The organism is Enterococcus sp. DIV1304_2, from assembly GCF_050555445.1.
Lineage (GTDB): Bacteria > Bacillota > Bacilli > Lactobacillales > Enterococcaceae > Enterococcus_B > Enterococcus_B pernyi.
Genome location: NZ_CP187851.1, coordinates 24,731 through 43,292, shown reverse-complemented (window position 1 = coordinate 43,292; position 18,562 = coordinate 24,731). Strand labels below are relative to the sequence as shown.

The following is an 18,562-nucleotide window of genomic DNA, read 5'->3' as shown; positions in this document are numbered from 1 at the left end:
CGATATGTTTTTTAATACCTAAAATGAAAATGGGACTGAAGAATCAATTTTGATTCATCAGTCCCATAAATTATAGAGCCCAAATTTGATCGGTTGCTGCTTATTTTGCTAGATTCAACGATCTTCAAGATCCAATCATAATTCCATTAATTTTAAGTACGGTCAAAAATTCCTCTACATAACTATCTTTTTCATCATCTGTAAATTCTTGATCTAAACGATACTTGTCTCGCACAAAGGCTTTTATGTTTTCTTTCGTCGATTCAGCCTTTAACAAATTAAATATATCAATTGCTACGTCATTGTCTAAAACAAAACGTTCATCCTCGACCATGATGTATAAGTCATTTCCCATTTTTTCATATGTGATGTGCTCATTGAGTTTCATGTCTTCCACTCTTTTCGTTATTCATTTGTACAGCTACGAACCATTTGATGCTTTAGGATTTCCTTGATCAAATTACACTCTGCTTCGTCTACACCTTGGGTATCATTGGTTGCATAATAATGATGTGCACGACATCCTCCACCGCATAAGTAACGGAATGAACAATCGTTACATTTTGTTAAATGATTGATGCTTTGAGAGCGAATAAAGGTAATATTCTCTTCGCCAAAAACCTCGCTAAGTTGCTTTTCTCTAATATTTCCCAGTTTGTAGTCAGCAGTTTCTAACAGTTTACAGGCAAATATATCACCAACAGGATTGATTGCAAATTCTCCAACGCCAAGTCCACAGGATTCTTTGATGGTGAAAGGTTTTAAAAATGGTGAACGATTTTTGTTCTTTTGTTTTAACTCGATTTCCGTTCTCTCACTCTCAGTTAAAGAAATCTCTGCCATTTTTGCACGTCCTAGTTCACTGAATCCGCCTAATTTATAATTGATGTTATTCTTCTTTAAAAATTCCACCGTTTCGTCAATATTATTGAAATTATTATTGGTAATGATCGTATTGACTGCAATATTTGGATAATTCAAGTCTAATAGATTTTGAATCCCTCTCATTGCTATGCGATAACAGCCTTTTCCTCTATTTTTATCATTTGCGACTTGGTCGATCGAATCTAAGCTGATGGTGATCGAAGCACATCTTTCAGCTAGAAACGCTGCATCTTTTGCATTCCGTACTAAAGTCCCATTCGTGATCAAACCAATAGTTAGACCAATTTTTTTGGCATAATCGATATATTTTAGCGCATCCTTACTTAACCCAACCTCACCGCCAGTAAAGATAATTTTCTTTACACCGCAATCCTTCAATTGATTGAGAACGTCGATCCATTCGACAAAATTTAAACTATCCTCATATTCCTTTTCAGGACTGGCTTCTGCATAGCAGTAAACACACTTCAAATTGCATTGATGGGTCATAACCAAATAAGCTGTCTCTGGTATTCCATGCTCCGTTTTTTCTACTTCAATCGGGTCTTCTAAAAGGATTTGAAACAGATCCATCTTTTTCTGGGTTGCCATTGGTAGATGTTTGTAATCTTGCTTTTTTATTTTGTTTAATTCTTCTTGATCAACTAATATCCATGTACTACGTAGGACATTATGTACAATAAATTGTTCATTGAATCGATAGGCATGAAGATTCTCTTTGATTCGGATAAAATCACCTCATTTTTTAAACCACAAGTTCATTTTCGCAGGGTAAACCGAAGGGAGCGCCCACTTTCTGCACCAAAAATAAGTAGGAAAAATTTAAAACCCCTTTCAAAAATAAGCTGAAAGTCACAAAAATCGCATGAACAATTTCCGTAATCTTCAGCTTATTTCTTGAGGTAAGACATGTTGTCATCGTCTCATCTCTATTTACGATCCTTGACCAGCAATAATCCCACAGTCGCATGGAACTGCGTATGTACCTGTAATTCTTTTCAATTCAGGTTTTTTGAACATTACTATTCCTCCTTTACGTTTTCAAACCATATCAAAAAATCAGCATGATCATACGAAACAACATAAATTCTGTTAAGTAACTACCTAATTTTTCTGTCTTTACACACTCATATATTTATGAAAAAAAGAGAAAAATAACCTTTCCATTTTTTCCTAATAAAAGTATAATATTCTTTATAATGATTTGTCAACCACGTACTTAAGGAGTGTAATGGAAAATGAAATTTTTTTCAAAGAAAGGCTACATATATCTATTTATATCTATGTTATTAGTTTTAGTAACCGTACTAACCACCTTGATTGCTCCCTTTATTCTTAATAGTATCAATAGTTATCAGTCAACCACTATTTTTCCTATTATCTTCCTAATAATTGGTGCCATGTCACTCTCTTATCTTTTTCAGGTTTGTTTGATCATTTACCGAGAAAATTTTGCAAAAAAATTCAATTTGAACTCAATTTCCGATTTGTTAGCCAAAATATATACTTTGAAATTTGAGAAATATATCAATTTAGAATCTGGTAATCTAGTCACTCGAATTTTCAGAATTGTGGATACTTCCTATATGTTTATGACGACCAGCTTCTTTTTAGTACTGAAATCAGCCATCTCTATTCTTATCGTGTTAGGTATATTTTTAACGCTCGATTCAACTATTTTCCTGATTACGCTTCTTTTGATCCCTATTAACATCTTCTCTTATCTTTTTATCAATAAAACACTCAATCAAAGAATCAAAACGATGCAAGACGAAAATGCCAATGCTCAAAAAGATTTGATTTTGCTCTTGGGTAATCCAGAACAATTTAAAATGTTACCTAGCTTTGATACTGTCAAACAACTAACTTCAAAAACACTAAAAAAAATGTACACAAGTTTGGCATCAACAAATAAATTTGCTCAAATCACTAGTTATACTGTCTCATTCATCAACCAACTTTCTCAAAATATTATTTTTATAACGATCAGCTACTTGGTGTATAACCAACAGCTCCAGTTGAATAATATGATGGTAGTTAGTATATTAATGCCCGTTTTCTTCACTTCCCTTTCTGATTTATCCAAAATCAATGTCGATTATCGAACAGTCGTAGCAAACCAACAATTTGTTCAAGAAAACTTAGAACTTCATCAAGAAGATTTATCCGGCACACCAATTGATCCAATCACTAGCATCAAATTTACCGATCCGCAAATCACGATGGCATTAAATGCGAAAAGAATCCATTTGTCATTGACTGAAACACTGAATTTAGGAGATATTTGTTATATCGAAGGCCCTTCAGGTTCTGGAAAATCGACGCTGATAAAAGCCATCTTGAGCTTTTATGCAAGTAATGGTATCTATATCAACGACCTCCCTCTTGATCAGTTGAATGGAAAGCAAGTCAGAGAACAAATCACTTATCTTTCTCAAACAACTTTGCTCTTTTCAAATACACTTGAATACAATATCACTCTTGGTCAACCGATTTCAGAAGAAAAAAAAGAAGCGCTGAGAAATTCAACACTGCTTGCTCCGATTTTTAAAAACAAAGACTGGGATTCTTTAATCATTGATAATGGCGCAAACCTGTCGGGGGGCGAAAAACAACGCGTGTTCATTGCCCGTATGATACTCCAAGACAGTAGGATATGGATTCTAGATGAAAGTACGAGTAGTATCGACAAAGACTCTGCGGATGCCATCTTTGACACACTCATGAACGTAAGACAAAATAAAATCATTTTATTCACCTCTCATGACAAGGAAAATAAAAATTTTGCCAATAAGTTCATTCAAATCTCTTCTCGTGTAGAAACGATTGTATAGATCTATCCTCCGTCCTCTTCAAAAAACAAGTAAGAATCCACAAAAATCCGATGAACGACTTTTGTGGATTCCTGCTTTTATCTACGCTAGATATTTTCCTTTTGGACTAATAGTAAAATTGTTATTCTTTCTTTTCTAACACTACTGCTAGTGTCGGCGAGTTCTCATCATAAGGACTTCCTTTTACATCCCCGTAAAACCCACTAACAACAAAACCAGCCGCTTCCATTTCTTTTTGCAGAGTTTCTTTTGTAAAATACGTCATCCATAGATAATAATTTTTGTTTTCATGATCGGTAAGGATCGTCGTTTGTTCTAAAGTTACACGTTCGTTGTATTTTGTATTATATTGTAATGCTACATGAGGTTCCTCTGTCCAGAATCCTCCGTCTGGACAAGTATCCCAAACTCGCTTTTCTTCAAATGATTGATAACTTGCCATCGAAAAAACATCCAATAAAACTTTCCCCGTCGGTTTTAGATGCTGATAAATATTTCCTAATAATCTTTTTCTATCACTCGCTGATAACGCTCCAAAGTCACAATAGATCATTGTGATGCTATCGTATTGTTTATCTAAATCCATTGTCAGATAATCTGCATAATGGTACGTAATCGGTAACTGTTGGTCTTCCGCAGATTTTTTGGCATATGCTATCGAACGCTTAGAAAAATCAAGCCCCGTTACTTCATACCCTAATCGACTAAATTTTTCTGCATAGATTCCCGGACCACAGCCAATATCTAATAACGTTGGATAGGCTTTCGGCGGGATTACTGTATTGATCCAACGAACAGATTCATCAATAAACCCAGCTTTTCGACTTGCGCCTTCAAATTCAGGGTCAAGATGTGCTTGGAGCATTTGCTTTGAGATATGGCGATCATCCCAAAATGCACCTTTCGTTTGTTGGTAAAGTGTCGGTTTGTTTAAAAGTGTTTCAATCATTATCTTCCATCTCCTCTTTTTCTTTTTATAAATTTAAACAAAAGAAAAAAGCCGTAGATTTTACTCTACGGCTTCCCTGCATAAGGCGAAGATGCGAGTAAAATAAAATCAAATACATAGGTACACTAAATAAAGCTGGATATCAGCTCAAATTTTTACCTATTGAATTGATTTTATTTACTCGCTTCCAGTCATACCCATGTCACTGATTTTGTCACATCTGATATGCCGGATTCATCACCTTTTTCTGTTAAATTTATAAGTATAGTTTAACAAAAATAATCACAAATGTCACTGTTTTTTTGCTAACTCGACTTCTTATGCACTATTGAAACTGTATAGATACTAAATGATTAGTACACCAGAGAACTACTTTATTGAAAGTTAAAGCAGAAAATATAACGAACTATTTTCTGCTTTTTGTCATATATTTAACAATTCCAAGTAACTCTAATCTCCAGCCACTTCATTTATTTTAAGGCAGGCCAAAATGCTTTATTTGCTTCGTGTAATTCATCCAAAACTTTTTTACCTGTCTGATAATCAGGAATGGTTTTATTCAGCATAACTGCTTCTAATGCCGTTTGGTAAGAACCCGAAAGTGCAGCATCAACCGTCAGTTTTTCATAAGCTTTTTGCATTTCCATCAAGCCTTTTTGCATCGTTGGAATCTCACCGATATTGATTGTTTCAGCACCCATTGCGCCAATATAAGCTGGTGTTTCGATCACCGCTTCGGCATCAAAGTTTGAAATCGCCCCGTGATTCTTTTTATTTACTGTAAACCGTTCTCTCGTATTATGGATGATCGCATACGCAATATCAACAATGTAATTGCCATGAACACCAGCATGTAGCGAGGAATCCTTCGCTGTCCCCGCAGCAATTACTCTTCGGCATTCCTCATAAATACGTTTCTCACGTCCTTGCATCACATAATCACCACGAGTAAATTCAGGATCATCATGTGCAACCATTTCATCTGGTGTCAAATAGTACTGTAAATAGCAATTTGGAAAATAGTCAGGGAATCGTTTGAATAAACGAATCATCTGTTTATAGGTGTCGATCCAATATTGATCACCGACCGTTTCATCATTTGACATCAATAATGTATCGATTTTTCCACTTAGTACATCTTCTCGTAGTCTTGGCAATAGATCCTGCCCATTTTCATCAATGACATTCGTCCACCAACCAAAATGGTTAAGTCCAAAATATTTAAATGTCAGATCCTGTAAATCCTTATTGAAATACTTAGCAATTGCCCCCTCAATCGAAATCGGCATATCACAAATACACAGTACTTTCGCATCAGGGAATTCACGATAAATTGCTTCAGACAAAATCGCTTCGGGATTTGTGTAATTTAAGATCCAAGCCTCTGGACAAATTTCTTTTACTTTACGAATAATCTCTAAGACAGCTGGTATCACTCGTAAAGCAAATGAAAAACCTCCCAATCCACAAGTTTCTTGCCCGACGACTCCATTGCGTAAGCAGATTTTTTCATCAATCGCTCGTTGTTTATTCAGACCTGGACGAATTTGCATAAATAAAAAATGAGCATCTTGGAATGCCTCATCAATATTCGTAGTAAAAGAAACCTTTACCTTTGATCCGGTTTCAGAGTAGTACATTTTTGTATATTGTCCTAATAATGATACCCGTTCTTCATCGTTATCATATAAAACCAACTCACTTAGATTTAATTCTTCCGCACGTTTTCGCAATACTTCTAAAATACCTGGTGACTGCGTGGAGCCACCACCTACCATGACAAATTTATTTCCCATTGATTTGTTCCTCCAAGCTTCTTTTAATGTGTTTGTGTGCTAGTTAAATAGTTTAAGTATTCTTCAACTTTTTCTCGTTCTTTCTCAACACCCATACCAATGACGATCTGTATATGTTTCCCTTTATCAACAATTCCTGATGATTTCACTTTATTATTTAAGATAGACATGTCCACCTTTGCTTCATCTTTCACATCCACCCGTAGACGAGTATAGCAATTCATCATACTTGCAATATTTTCTGGACCACCTAGACCTGAAACGATATATTGGATTTGTGGATCAAAGGTAGTCGCTGACGCTGGCAGATCTATCCCTTGTTCAGAATTCCCCTCTTCCAAGGCTACTTCTACATCATCAGATTTTTCTCGTCCTAATGTCGGAATATCAAGTTTTACGATAAGTGTTTTGAATACAAAATATTCCAATGCTGCTGTGACAATAAATACGATCGGAATCAAATATTGTCGCCCTAAATGTGCTGGAAAGGCGAAACTATTGATAATCATATTGATTCCTGTATCAAATTGAATACTGATACCTACTAAGTTCGTGATCAACATACTTAGCCCATAGACAACTGAATGAGCCAACCATAGAACAGGTGATAAAAATAAGAATAGAAACTCCAGTGGTTCTGTTACACCAGCTAGAAAAGCCGTAGTAACTGTTGGAATCAAAATGCCGGCTACTTTCTTTTTATTCTCCGGTTTTGCTGTTTTCCATAAAGCAAAAGCAATACCAATCGGTAAAGAAATAGAACCGAAGTTGGCTAAATAACCAATTGACGGATGCATCGATGTAATCTGACTTGCGTTTCCTAGCTCAGCTAACCAGATATTAAATGCCCCATTGTACATTTCTCCGGCAATTTCTGCTGTTCCCCCAAGTGGTGTATAAAATAGTGGCATCCATAGAAAATGATGTAATCCTAAGGGTAACAACATCCGATTTAAGAACCCATAGAAGAAAAAACCAACAGCGCCTGCGGTAGTCGTTGTCCCTACCACTGCCTCAACCAGATGATTGATGATTGGCCAAACGTAAGTAATACCCATTGCAAATAGAATCGTAGCAAAGACAATCAGGATATAAACTGACTTTGTGCCTGAATAAGGTGAAAGGTATTTATGCAGTTTGATTTCACCAAAGCGATTCACCATAAATCCAACAAATACCCCAAGCAGAATTCCTAGAAAAACCCCCATATCTGTCACCTGAATACCAAAGACCAGCCCTTGTCCAGTACCATACAGCCCTTGTTCACCAGCTTCAGCTAATGTGTTGGTCGCTGTTAACCAAGCATTGTTTGCATATAGAAAAACTAAGTAAGTAATAATGCCCAAAATTGCAGCATCAGTTTTGTATTTTGGTTTCGCTAAAGCTGCTGCTATTCCGACACAAAAGATAGCACTTAGTTGACCAATCATTCCTCCAGACAAAATACTATAAACAAAATTTCCGACGTTTTTCGAGAATGTTGGCATCATCTCTAGACTGAGAATGGCACATACCGAAAGAATGATTCCAGTCACTGCCATAAACATGACTGGTTGGATAATGGCTTTCGAAAATATACTTGCTGACTTCATAAATTTTTCCCGCATCTTCTTCTACCCCTTTATAAGATTATTTGAAGCTTTCAGCCAATGAAAACAGTTGATCACGACTGAATATTTCCATAGTGATATAAGGCAAAACCTTGTTTCTCTAATCGCTGCTTTAACTCAGATGAACAGAGGATAACTACTTCCTTTACTCTTTGTACATTAAAAGAAGAATGAAAATAAAGGATTTCGTCAACATAAGCTGGATGAACCATCAACTCCGTTACTTGATCTTCTTCTACTTGGTTTAAGACGACTTGTATCTCGCTTAAACACTCTTTCTTCCTCGATGCAAAGGTAGCTTCTAAATTACGGATTTCTTGAGAATCCATTAAATCTAAAAATCCAGTAATTGATTTTTGATAAGGAAGTGCTAGATTGTCTTCCAGCTCAAATGCGTTTCTAAAACATAATTGATATTTCTCGGCAATTTTTGCTGTAATTTCGTAGTTCTCACTGAACGTATGCACATGATGATGGCTATCCAAATGAGTCAAGCTCATACCGTTATTCAGAAGATAGTCGATTTGGGCACACCATTCATCAAATATTTCAGAATCCTCCATTTCATTTCGCTTCTCTTGATATTCATTCAAATTAAAAAAGTTTCCTTGCTCATCAACAAGGGAAGAGCCTGAAAGCATAGGTTTTCCGCAAGTTAATACCAGATGCCCACCCACACCAAGTCCAGGATGCTTTTTGGCTAATTGGATCGCTTCATTACAGCCAGGCATATTTGCCATCAAAGTAGTAGAAGTGAGTACACCATTTTTAAAAGCTTCAATAATACCTAAATTTACAGCAGGCGAATAGCCAAAATCATCTGCATTAATAATGATTTTTTTCATTTTTTATCCTCTTTCATTAAAGAAATTACTTTCATTAAGTCATTTACTTTGTTTATGTATGTAGTATAATTTATCAAGATAGCGCATACAATGCTTTTAAAATAAGATGATTGAGCTTTCTTACTTTGAAAGTACTTTCAGACGAGGAGATTAGATATGGCAAATATTTACTACTGTAATCGTTTATTTCCAAATAGTAATTTACGGAATGAAGATGAACAAATCATCGAAAGTATGATTGAACGAGTAAAAAACAAAGAGAACAGCGAGATCAAAACGATTGCAGAAGAAAATTTTACATCGCAATCATCCATTAGCCGCCTGGCTAAGCGAGCAGGGTTTAATAATTACAAAGAAATGATCTTTTTTTTGAAAACCGAATTTTCTGTGATTGAAAAAAAGCAAGAAACGCCATTACCATTTGTTCAAACACTACAAGATTGGGATACCATTGATAGTTACTTCGAAAAGGCCTTTGAATCAAAAAAAATTTATTTATTCGGTGAAGGTTTTTGCCAATTTTTAGTTGATTATTCATACAGAAAGTTACTACTGAAAAAAGTATATGCTATTGATCTTGAAGGGGTAGAAATCAGCCTTGTTTCGGATGAAACTCCGCATACTTTAATTACCTTTTCTCAATCTGGTGAGAATAAACGTGGATTGATCAAAATGAAGGAATGTAAAAACTATGGTGGAAATGTCATTGCAATCACTGCAACGAAAAACAGTACTTATGTAAAACAAAGCGATTTATCGTTTATTGTAGATCGTGAAAACACGGGAGTTGATTATGAAAATCAAAGCCTTAACTACTTTTTTGGGAACTCTTTAAATTTGATGGAGTACTTGATCAATCGCTACACATAAAAATGATAGAAAAACTTATCTCTTATAAAAAAAGCAGATAAGCTCAATATACAAGTGCATACTGAACTTATCTGCTTGGTGAAGCTGTCGTTAATTATTCACTGCAATAACCACTGGCTCTTCCAGGCTCCTGAATGGACGTCGCTTGCTTCTAAATAGCCCAAGTCATTTTCTGTATGAATGACTTGATCAGGTTTCCAACGATTCACGAGTCGTGTATAGCCTTCTACTGTTTCTTTTTTCCACTGTGCGCTGTAGGCGGTCTCTTCAATATCGCCATGTTCTACGAAACCTTTTTGATTTTCTACATGCAGCAATTCCCCTGTTAGAGCGTTCTTAATAAGAAAATATTCACCCTTCGGAATGATCTCCCATTTTGACATTTCCTGTTGCTCTTTTGACAACAACACTTTATCTGAAGAATCATCCAGATGGATATACAAACCGGTTTCACGATTTTTTAACGTTTGTTTCGGTAATTCATACCCACCATCTTTTTTATACACTCTTACGTAATCTATGGCCCATTCTTTGGGAAATACATCGTCATGTTTACCAGATCCTGAATCTGTATAGATATTTAGAATCATTCCCATTGGATAATCTGGTGCTTGGTTGATCGTTCTAAACAACTCTCCGTCAAAATAAAACTTTAGTGAACCTGGTTCCCATTCTAAAGCATAGGTATGATATTCGTTCGTTAAACTTTCTAGCCCAACTTTGCCTGGAACTACCGCTTCATCTCCTCCAAGTGTAGCTGTCGTACTGTCTGTCCATGAGGTTGAGAAGAAAGGATCGTTCCAGCCAAATGTACAAACTTGCCAGATGCCTTTTTTACGATTCTCTTCTGTGATTCCTTTTGTCCCAACTGGTCGTTGAACATTTTCTGAGTAATCAAAAAATGTTTCAATAATATCTATTTCGCCTGTTTCCTTCGAATTAAACCAATCATCTGTATCATTTTGCATCCCTACTAGCCACCAAGCTTGATGACCACCGCCTAAAGATTTACTTAATTTCGCACGTAATTCAAAGTAGCCATAGGTGGTAGCATAACCCCCAGTTTCTTCGTCCCCTAACATAAGTTCGTCATCAGGGATCGGTGACATCAATTCTTGAGAACCGCTAAAATTATGAATCCAATTTTTATTGAATGTTTGTATCGCACTAGACCTAACTCCAGTAGTTCCGTAGCCATAATTATCCTTATCTAGCGTTGGTGCCCATGCTTTTTGATTTTCCTCAATATATTCAACTAATGCACCATCTTCAAAACGGTAATTGGCTTGTGCCTCTTCCGGATCGTTTGCCCAATGGGACAAATAACGATCTGTCCATTTACTTTTATCTAAGTCATCCCCGTTGAATTCATCGTGAAAATCTAATCGATATCCTTCTTTTTCTGGCACAGATTCTTCCCCTTGAACTGTTGCCGTTCCTAAAAATAAAGATGATAAAACCAATATACCTAACACTCTTTTACGCATAAAGAAACCCCTCTCACTTTCTGTGCCTATAATTTAACATGCAACAGTCCAAAAAAGTATGATTGATCTAGAAAAAAAATATACTTTCACTCATTGAAATTACATTCAATTTGTAAAAAGCAGGATTTCATTCATGCTTTCTTATGCTTATTTATACTCCCTGATTTTATGCGGAATATACTGTTCGACAAAAGGCTGGATCTCTGTCAGCGCATCCGCAAACAAAATTTTATCGAAGTCTTCTCTTGTTAAAAAGCCTTGATTGACCATGGCTTGATACTGCTGCTTTAAAGGATCGAAAAATCCTTTGTGATTCATTAACACGCACGGATTGACATGTTGCCCGATCCTCCCCCAAGAGATTACTTCAGTAATTTCTTCGATGGTTCCAGGACCGCCGGGCAGTGCAATATACACATCTGATAATTCAATCATTTTTTGTTTCCGTTCGTGCATCGACGACACGATCATCAAAGAGGTGACATCTTTTTTTGCTAGTTCTCGTTTTGCCAAAAAGTCAGGCATGATACCTGTCACTTTCCCTCCAGATCCTAGTACTGAATCAGCAATAATCCCCATCAAACCAGCATTTCCACCACCATAAACCAATTGATACTCATTCTTCCCGATCCACTCACCTAAGCTTCTCGTTACTCGTTCAAATTCTGGAGAATTCCCTTTACTTGCTCCGCAATAGACTGCAATGTTCATTTCCGAAACCCCTTCCAAATTTTTTTCAGCTTATGCTATTATATAATTGAAAGGTGGTTAACCTCAACATGAACATAAAAGAATACAACGACTGGGTGCTTGATTTTTATAAAAAAAGAAAGTGGTACGACTACGATCCATTTATCCGTATCGGCTTTTTAACTGAAGAAGTTGGCGAAGTTTCAAGAGCGGTTCGAAGTCTCGAAATCGGTCGGGATCGTCCGGATGAATCTATACAAACAATTGATTTTTACAAGGAAAATCTGATGGAGGAATTGGGTGATGTCTTAGATAATGTTCTGATTCTTGCTGATAAATATGACCTATCCTTCGAAGAAATCATTCATCACCACAAACAAAAACTAGAGAAGCGGTTCAATATGTAGTCTTCTCACGATGCCATTTCCAATTTTTTTAGAAAAACCCTTTCCATCGTGCTATACTCTAAAGAAAAAGAATCTTGAGGTAAACACATGGCTATCTTTGAAAGTCTTAACTTAAATAAATTGTCTGCCGTTGAACAAGAGATTTATCGCTTTATCGTTAATAACCTTGAGAAAATACCTTATATGCGGGTACGAGATATTGCGACGGATGCGCATGTTTCGTCAACCTCTGTCTTTCGTTTTATCCAAAAAGTCGGCTTTGATTCATTTCCGGAATTTCGTTTTTATATTAAAAATCATTTGGAAAAAGCCCATTATGAAACAGATGACAAGCAATTAATGTTAGAAGAACGAATCAATCAGTTGAACATGACGATTTTTCATCCCGATATTGAATATCAAATCAAAAAAATGGCAAAAACATTGCGTCAAGCTGATTTTATTCTATTTATGGGCATGGGGGCTTCGGGAGCATTAGCGCAATATGTGGCACGAAAATTAGCGAATATCGGTTACTTTTGTATTAGCTTAGATGAACTGACTTACCCCATTCGTAGTTTTTTGCGTCCAGATCAAAAAAATGCGTTAGTCTTTTTGAGTGTTTCAGGTGAAACAAAAGAACTGATCGAAGTAATTTCAGGTTTAGCTCATGCGGATAGCGTGCATAAGTATTGTATTACCGCTCATAAAGAAAGTTCATTGGCCCAATTGTGTGATTACTCAATTGACTATGCCATTAAAGAAGAACGGAAAGACATCTTTCTTGATTTGACTAGTCAGCTACCTTCCATGGCGATCCTTGAAACACTGATCGGTTATTTAGAGGATGAATGATTCACCACTCAATTTGGAACACTATGTTCCTACCACGAAATAATTTTCATTGTTCCAAATTTTTATCCTAAATAAGAATGCGCTTACTTTTCTTTCACACCTTTCGCTATAATGAATCCATCATATAGCGAAAGGTGTTATTCTTATGCAAAAATTCAATGATTTATTAGATCGAAGTCTTGTACCTATTGCAACACGGTTAAACAACCAACGACATATTGCAGCCGTTCGAGATGCATTCATGCTTATTTTTCCATTGACGATTTCTTCTTCATTAGTCATCCTAGTCAATAATATTTTATTTTCAAAAGACAGTTTTATCGTGCAATTATTTCAACTTTCACGTATCTTTCCAAATTTAGAAAGTGCACAACAAGTCCTTGCTTCTGTAGCAAATGGCACAATCAATATCATGAGTTTGTTTATTGCTTTTTTAGTCGCTCAGCTTTTGGCAAAACATTTCGAAGCTGATGCAACCTTAGTTGGGCTAACTAGTGTCGCTTGCTTTATGATCTTTTACCCTACTTCTTTTGCAGTCGATGAAATGAATGTCATCTCGACGCAATATTTGGGTGCTCAAGGTTTATTCGTTGCGATGATTGTCGCTTGCTTGGTTGGCGAATTCTTACCGAAATTATTCAAAGTCAAGAAATTACAAATCAAGATGCCTGAACTCGTTCCACCAGCTGTTTCTCGCTCTTTTTCTGGGATGATCCCAATCATTATCGTTGTTTCTATGTCAGCTTTGATCAACTTCTTCGTCTTGATGATCGCGCCTGAAGGAATCAACGAGTTGATTTATGCCGGTATCCAAGCACCTTTACGTGACTTAGGTGGGAATGTGTTTGGTGTCCTACTCTTAGCTTTTATTCAGACACTGCTATTTTCTATTGGTATTCATGGTCCAAACACATTGAATGCTGTTCGTTCAGCGATTTTTACCGAGCAAGACTTAGCCAATCTCCAATTCATCAATGATGGTGGTTCGCTATGGGATGTCCCTTACAAGGAAACTTGGGGCATCTTGAATGATATGTTTGCAAACATGGGTGGAACGGGTATGACCTTAGGTTTGATCATTGCGATTTTTATTGCTTCACGACGCCCTGAATATCGCGAAATCGCCAAACTATCTTTTGTACCAGGTATTTTCCAAATCAATGAGCCGATGATTTTTGGACTACCGATCGTCTTAAATCCAATTATGATCATTCCTTTTGTTTTAACACCGATGGTCAATATTCTGGTCGGTTACTTCGTCACAGTCGTCTGGCCAATCATGCCATCACCAGCGATTGGTTTACCTTGGACCACACCAGGGATCATCAATTTGTTTTTAGGAACTGGTGGGAATATCATGGGAATTGTAATAGGCGTACTTTGTTTAGCGATTTCCGTTTTGATTTACCTACCTTTTGTCATGGCTTCCAACCGCGCACAACGCACAGAGATATAACTTGAGAATCACTGAAACTTAGGAGGAATTTGTATGAATAGAGAGTTACCCAAAGATTTTTTATGGGGAGGCGCAATTGCTGCTCATCAAGCAGAAGGTGCTTGGAATATTGATGGACGAGGTCCGAGTATCGCTGATGTTATGACTGCTGGCGGAAATGGGATTCCGCGGAAGATCACTAAAGGAGTCGTCGAAGGTGAATATTACCCAAACCACGAGGCCATTGATTTTTACCATCGTTACAAAGAAGACATCCAATTATTTAAAGAACTAGGCTTAAAATGTCTACGCACTTCCATTTCATGGAGTCGGATCTTTCCTACTGGTCAAGAAGAAACACCGAATGAACAAGGATTAAAATTTTACGATGATCTTTTTGATGAATGCTTAAAAAACGGGATCGAACCGGTAGTTACGTTGTCTCATTTTGAGATTCCTTATGCCATTTATGAAGATTTTGGTGGCTTTGCCAATAAAGCGGTCATTCCTTTATTTGTTAAATTTGCTCAGTGCGTATTTGACCGTTACAAAGACAAAGTAACTTACTGGATGACCTTCAATGAAATCAATAATCAGGCGGACGGACAAGAGCCCGTTCATGTTTGGACCAATTCAGCCATGATCATTGAAGATGACCAAGAGAAAGAGGCCTTAGTATTCCAAGCAGGGGTCAACGAACTGATTGCCAGTGCTTGGGCTGTCAATGAAGGGAAAAAGATCAATCCCAATTTTCAGATTGGTTGTATGATGGCTTACGTTCCAATCTATCCCTACTCCTGTGCGCCAGAAGATATGATTGCTTCAGTCAAAGCAAATGAACGTCGTTTCTTCTACAGTGATGTCCATGTACGCGGAGAAATCCCTACCTACACAGAAAAGTATTGGGAACAAAAAGGGCTCACAATCGATATTAGCGAGAAAGAACGACAAATTTTACGTCAAGGAACTGTTGACTATATCGGTTTTAGCTATTATATGTCGGGAACGATCACAACTCTTCCCGATGTTGAGGGCAGACAAACAGAAGATATTCCTTCAGCAAAACTAGTTAAAAATCCTTATATTACTGCTTCTGACTGGGGCTGGCCGATTGATCCTGTTGGGTTACGTTATGTATTGAATACGGTGTACCAGCGTTATGATCTCCCCCTGTTTATCGTTGAAAATGGTTTTGGTGCCTACGATCAGTTAACTGATTCAAATGAGATCCATGATGACTACCGGATCAATTATTTAAGAGAACACATCGAACAAATGAAAAAAGCAGTAGTTGAAGATGGCGTACCATTAATTGGTTACACACCTTGGGGAATCATCGATATCGTCAGCTTTGGCAGTGGTGAAATGGAAAAACGCTATGGCATGATCTATGTCGATAAAGATAATACCGGTAAAGGAACCTTACAACGTTTGAAAAAAGATTCCTTTGCTTGGTACCAACAAGTGATTGAAACCAATGGGGAACAGCTTTAGTAACGAACAAAGAAAGGCGATCCGACTTCATTGTCGTGACCGCCTTTCTTTGTTATGTTTCATATTTTTCTTTCACAACTGCTAAGTAATGTTGCAGACCGATATTCATTACCCAGGCTACACCTAGACCAATGAAACTACCGATGACGATACCAATAAAACGATACTCGATCAATGAGATCAAGTACGTGTTCCTGACTAATGTCGAAAGCATCAATGCCATGGGGTTCAAGAAAATATTCGCCACTGCATAATTTCGAGCAACTAAAAACTGAGAAATACCATAAAGAAATGTAATTAAAAAAATCGTTTCAAGTTGGGAAAAAGGAATCAGTGATAAGACAGCCGATAAACACAACCCTAACATCGAACCAATCAAATATTGCACTTGCCGATGTTTCATCGCATCTAAATTCTCAGCTAATAAAATCGAGGCACAAGACAGTGTCAGCCAATAAGGATTTTTCATGTTCAAGCCATGGCTCACATAAACGGAAAGGAATAGTGCAGCGCTGTAAAAAATCGAATCAATGATCACTAAAGGTTCTTGGTGAAAACGCTCCTTCAAGGATACCTTTACCACTTCCTGTTCCGGGCGTGAATCCATTTTTTTCGTTAGAAATGCAGCAATCAAAGCAAACACAACACCCATAAAGAAAAAAGAAGCTACTGTCGGCAAATGGGAAAATGGGACGGACATACTCGTTCCCATAGCCGCTAACATCGCAAAAAATAAGCCCCCTGGTTTAGAAATATGGAACAAACGCAAAATAAACCGACTGAAAAAAGCAACTGCTCCAACAGCAAATGGTTCAAGCCAGATGACATACGTCGACAATAGCCCTAATGTAAAAGCCAGTAATAGACCGCAACCAATCAAAAATAGGCGCTTTAGTAATTGCTTCATCGGAATGTTCTGGTAGTAAAAGAAGGTAAAGATACCTAGAGAAGAGAAACTTGAAATCAAAAAATTATGATTGATGTAACCGATCCATAAAACGAGAAAGATTAGCACCATCAGATTCATGATACGAAATGGATTTTCTTGAATTTTGTTAAATGTAAAATAAGATTTAACCATAAAAAACCTCCTTATTTTGAAATGTATATAAAAATCGTTTTCGCCTTAAGGATGTCTTGTCTATTATAAGAAGTATCAAAGAAATCAACTATTAGAAGTAAAAGGAGAGTTTTCCAGAGAAAAATTTAAACGAATTTACTTTATCTAGTATAACACCAATTTTCATCGCTTAAACAGACAGAAATTCCCATCAATCATTAAATAACTAATTAAATATTATAATTAATTAATAATAACCACCATTATTTGTAATAATATAGATAGTTTTAGCTATCTAAAATTAAAAGCTTTTCATCTAGTCAAAGAATTTGTGAAATCTGCTTTATTTTTTTGTATTTTAAATTTATACTATGAAAGAAATCATTTTTAATAACAAAAAAAAATTAAAATTTATTGTTACATAAAGTTTTTTTGATTTTAACATCAGACATATACGTTGGAGAACACAGAAAGGACAAAAAGTAAGGAAAATGAAGAAAATTATTTTAATTATCAGTAGCTTGTTTGCATGTGTCGGTTTATTTTCTTTTATTCATTTTTTGAATTCTCCTGTTCGAGATGTTACCTCCAAAGCTGAAATGATCCAAACAGACGAAATTAAAATGGAATATGTTCCTACAAAAAATCAGTTATTGAAAAGCATTGGTGACTCGGTCGATTTTTTAGGCATCTACGAAGTAACAGAAATCAATTTTAATGATACACCTCATATCGTACTAACAAAAGAAGATGAAAATGAACTATCGTTTGAAATCAGAGTAACTGATCCAAAAGAGCAATCGTTCTCGATTCCAGCAATAAAATTCTCTCCACAAAACATTCATGTTTCTGATACATTTGGCATTGCGAAAAAAAATGATCGCTACTTTGCCTATAAAAACAATGTATCCATTGAAGGAGAACCTTACAACACACGCTGACATACCCTACGGGGGTAAATATAGATTTATATTTATACTACAAAAAAGTAAACTGAAACGAAGAAATTCCTCTTCCTTTCAGTTTGCTTTTTTTTTTGAGTTCCAACGAATATCTGTCCATCCTTTAGTATCTATTTATCTATGTTATTTAAAATAACAACAAAAAATAAATGTGCTTGTTATCTAAATTTTTGATCTAATAACGAGTTATCCACTGTGGATAACTCATTAGCTCTTTCTATTTGTCCACAAAATCCGTCATCTTTGACCTTGTGACCGATCGAGCTCAAGTTTGTTTACTTCTTTGTATCGTCTATCCTTTAAGCGTGACGATGACAGTAAGTAAAACTGACAACAGGAGAACGAGCAAATTACACCTCGATTGCTCTACATAAATAAGTACGGTAATAAAACTTGTTATGATT

16 protein-coding genes are annotated in these 18,562 nt (G+C 36.3%); 7 read left to right on the top strand and 9 right to left on the bottom strand.

Annotation, left to right across the window (positions count from 1 at the left end; all coding sequences use genetic code 11):
* Positions 1-124 precede the first annotated feature (124 nt).
* Together IGJ14_RS00185 and IGJ14_RS00180 are read right to left on the bottom strand one after the other, a co-directional pair.
* Positions 125-388, bottom strand: a complete 264-nt coding sequence (locus tag IGJ14_RS00185; RefSeq protein ID WP_019722664.1) for a hypothetical protein — start codon at positions 386-388, stop codon at positions 125-127.
* Positions 389-405: 17 nt separating this feature from the next.
* Complete coding sequence (locus IGJ14_RS00180) at positions 406-1,476, bottom strand: radical SAM/SPASM domain-containing protein (RefSeq protein WP_019722665.1); 1,071 nt, start codon at positions 1,474-1,476, stop codon at positions 406-408.
* 647 nt (positions 1,477-2,123) lie between these two features.
* On the opposite strand from IGJ14_RS00180, the gene IGJ14_RS00175 reads away from it, so the two are divergent.
* On the top strand, positions 2,124-3,719 hold the full coding sequence (locus IGJ14_RS00175; protein ID WP_019722666.1) for an ABC transporter ATP-binding protein: 1,596 nt from the start codon (positions 2,124-2,126) through the stop codon (positions 3,717-3,719).
* Positions 3,720-3,840: 121 nt separating this feature from the next.
* Here the strand turns inward: IGJ14_RS00175 and IGJ14_RS00170 are convergent, their stop codons facing one another.
* The 4 genes from IGJ14_RS00170 to IGJ14_RS00155 all read right to left on the bottom strand — a co-directional run bounded on the left by IGJ14_RS00170 (position 3,841) and on the right by IGJ14_RS00155 (position 8,919).
* A complete protein-coding gene (locus IGJ14_RS00170) occupies positions 3,841-4,668 on the bottom strand; it encodes a class I SAM-dependent methyltransferase (RefSeq protein WP_019722667.1) in 828 nt (275 codons plus the stop codon).
* A 470-nt stretch (positions 4,669-5,138) separates the two neighbouring features.
* Positions 5,139-6,464, bottom strand: coding sequence for a maltose-6'-phosphate glucosidase (locus tag IGJ14_RS00165; RefSeq protein WP_019722668.1), 1,326 nt, complete (start codon positions 6,462-6,464; stop codon positions 5,139-5,141).
* Positions 6,465-6,487: 23 nt separating this feature from the next.
* Positions 6,488-8,071, bottom strand: coding sequence for a PTS transporter subunit EIIC (locus tag IGJ14_RS00160; RefSeq protein ID WP_019722669.1), 1,584 nt, complete (start codon positions 8,069-8,071; stop codon positions 6,488-6,490).
* Positions 8,072-8,127: 56 nt separating this feature from the next.
* Entirely contained in the window at positions 8,128-8,919 is a 792-nt protein-coding gene (locus IGJ14_RS00155; protein ID WP_019722670.1) for a carbohydrate deacetylase, read from the bottom strand.
* A 156-nt stretch (positions 8,920-9,075) separates the two neighbouring features.
* Between IGJ14_RS00155 and IGJ14_RS00150 the strand changes: the two genes are divergently transcribed.
* A complete protein-coding gene (locus tag IGJ14_RS00150; RefSeq protein WP_019722671.1) occupies positions 9,076-9,789 on the top strand; it encodes a MurR/RpiR family transcriptional regulator in 714 nt (237 codons plus the stop codon).
* Between the two features lie 98 nt (positions 9,790-9,887).
* On the opposite strand, the gene IGJ14_RS00145 is transcribed toward IGJ14_RS00150, so the two are convergent.
* The gene (locus tag IGJ14_RS00145) at positions 9,888-11,276 is read right to left on the bottom strand and encodes a glycoside hydrolase family 16 protein (protein ID WP_019722672.1); all 1,389 of its coding nucleotides are present in this window, start codon (positions 11,274-11,276) and stop codon (positions 9,888-9,890) included.
* Between the two features lie 147 nt (positions 11,277-11,423).
* Complete coding sequence (locus tag IGJ14_RS00140; protein ID WP_019722673.1) at positions 11,424-11,987, bottom strand: TIGR00730 family Rossman fold protein; 564 nt, start codon at positions 11,985-11,987, stop codon at positions 11,424-11,426.
* Positions 11,988-12,055: 68 nt separating this feature from the next.
* Between IGJ14_RS00140 and IGJ14_RS00135 the strand changes: the two genes are divergently transcribed.
* From IGJ14_RS00135 to IGJ14_RS00120, 4 genes are all read left to right on the top strand, one after another.
* Positions 12,056-12,373 (top strand): MazG nucleotide pyrophosphohydrolase domain-containing protein, encoded by a 318-nt coding sequence (locus tag IGJ14_RS00135; protein WP_019722674.1) that lies wholly within the window; start codon positions 12,056-12,058, stop codon positions 12,371-12,373.
* An 87-nt stretch (positions 12,374-12,460) separates the two neighbouring features.
* Positions 12,461-13,207 carry a MurR/RpiR family transcriptional regulator gene (locus IGJ14_RS00130; RefSeq protein WP_019722675.1) on the top strand — a complete coding sequence of 249 codons (747 nt, stop codon included), beginning with the start codon at positions 12,461-12,463 and terminating at the stop codon, positions 13,205-13,207.
* A 145-nt stretch (positions 13,208-13,352) separates the two neighbouring features.
* Positions 13,353-14,663, top strand: a complete 1,311-nt coding sequence (locus IGJ14_RS00125; protein WP_019722676.1) for a PTS sugar transporter subunit IIC — start codon at positions 13,353-13,355, stop codon at positions 14,661-14,663.
* Between the two features lie 33 nt (positions 14,664-14,696).
* Positions 14,697-16,136, top strand: a complete 1,440-nt coding sequence (locus tag IGJ14_RS00120; protein WP_019722677.1) for a 6-phospho-beta-glucosidase — start codon at positions 14,697-14,699, stop codon at positions 16,134-16,136.
* A gap of 52 nt (positions 16,137-16,188) precedes the next feature.
* On the opposite strand, the gene IGJ14_RS00115 is transcribed toward IGJ14_RS00120, so the two are convergent.
* Positions 16,189-17,217 (bottom strand): FUSC family protein, encoded by a 1,029-nt coding sequence (locus IGJ14_RS00115; RefSeq protein WP_019722678.1) that lies wholly within the window; start codon positions 17,215-17,217, stop codon positions 16,189-16,191.
* A gap of 470 nt (positions 17,218-17,687) precedes the next feature.
* Between IGJ14_RS00115 and IGJ14_RS00110 the strand changes: the two genes are divergently transcribed.
* Positions 17,688-18,137, top strand: coding sequence for a hypothetical protein (locus tag IGJ14_RS00110; protein WP_019722679.1), 450 nt, complete (start codon positions 17,688-17,690; stop codon positions 18,135-18,137).
* Positions 18,138-18,562 lie beyond the last annotated feature (425 nt).

Coding starts and splice junctions, on each gene's coding strand:
- IGJ14_RS00175 (WP_019722666.1), top strand. CDS start 2,124: ATGAAATTTTTTTCAAAGAAAGGCTACATATATCTATTTATATCTATG.
- IGJ14_RS00165 (WP_019722668.1), bottom strand. CDS start 6,464: ATGGGAAATAAATTTGTCATGGTAGGTGGTGGCTCCACGCAGTCACCA.
- IGJ14_RS00120 (WP_019722677.1), top strand. CDS start 14,697: ATGAATAGAGAGTTACCCAAAGATTTTTTATGGGGAGGCGCAATTGCT.
- IGJ14_RS00140 (WP_019722673.1), bottom strand. CDS start 11,987: ATGAACATTGCAGTCTATTGCGGAGCAAGTAAAGGGAATTCTCCAGAA.
- IGJ14_RS00150 (WP_019722671.1), top strand. CDS start 9,076: ATGGCAAATATTTACTACTGTAATCGTTTATTTCCAAATAGTAATTTA.
- IGJ14_RS00145 (WP_019722672.1), bottom strand. CDS start 11,276: ATGCGTAAAAGAGTGTTAGGTATATTGGTTTTATCATCTTTATTTTTA.
- IGJ14_RS00185 (WP_019722664.1), bottom strand. CDS start 388: ATGAAACTCAATGAGCACATCACATATGAAAAAATGGGAAATGACTTA.
- IGJ14_RS00180 (WP_019722665.1), bottom strand. CDS start 1,476: ATGGCAACCCAGAAAAAGATGGATCTGTTTCAAATCCTTTTAGAAGAC.
- IGJ14_RS00155 (WP_019722670.1), bottom strand. CDS start 8,919: ATGAAAAAAATCATTATTAATGCAGATGATTTTGGCTATTCGCCTGCT.
- IGJ14_RS00110 (WP_019722679.1), top strand. CDS start 17,688: ATGAAGAAAATTATTTTAATTATCAGTAGCTTGTTTGCATGTGTCGGT.
- IGJ14_RS00170 (WP_019722667.1), bottom strand. CDS start 4,668: ATGATTGAAACACTTTTAAACAAACCGACACTTTACCAACAAACGAAA.
- IGJ14_RS00125 (WP_019722676.1), top strand. CDS start 13,353: ATGCAAAAATTCAATGATTTATTAGATCGAAGTCTTGTACCTATTGCA.
- IGJ14_RS00135 (WP_019722674.1), top strand. CDS start 12,056: ATGAACATAAAAGAATACAACGACTGGGTGCTTGATTTTTATAAAAAA.
- IGJ14_RS00130 (WP_019722675.1), top strand. CDS start 12,461: ATGGCTATCTTTGAAAGTCTTAACTTAAATAAATTGTCTGCCGTTGAA.
- IGJ14_RS00160 (WP_019722669.1), bottom strand. CDS start 8,071: ATGCGGGAAAAATTTATGAAGTCAGCAAGTATATTTTCGAAAGCCATT.
- IGJ14_RS00115 (WP_019722678.1), bottom strand. CDS start 17,217: ATGGTTAAATCTTATTTTACATTTAACAAAATTCAAGAAAATCCATTT.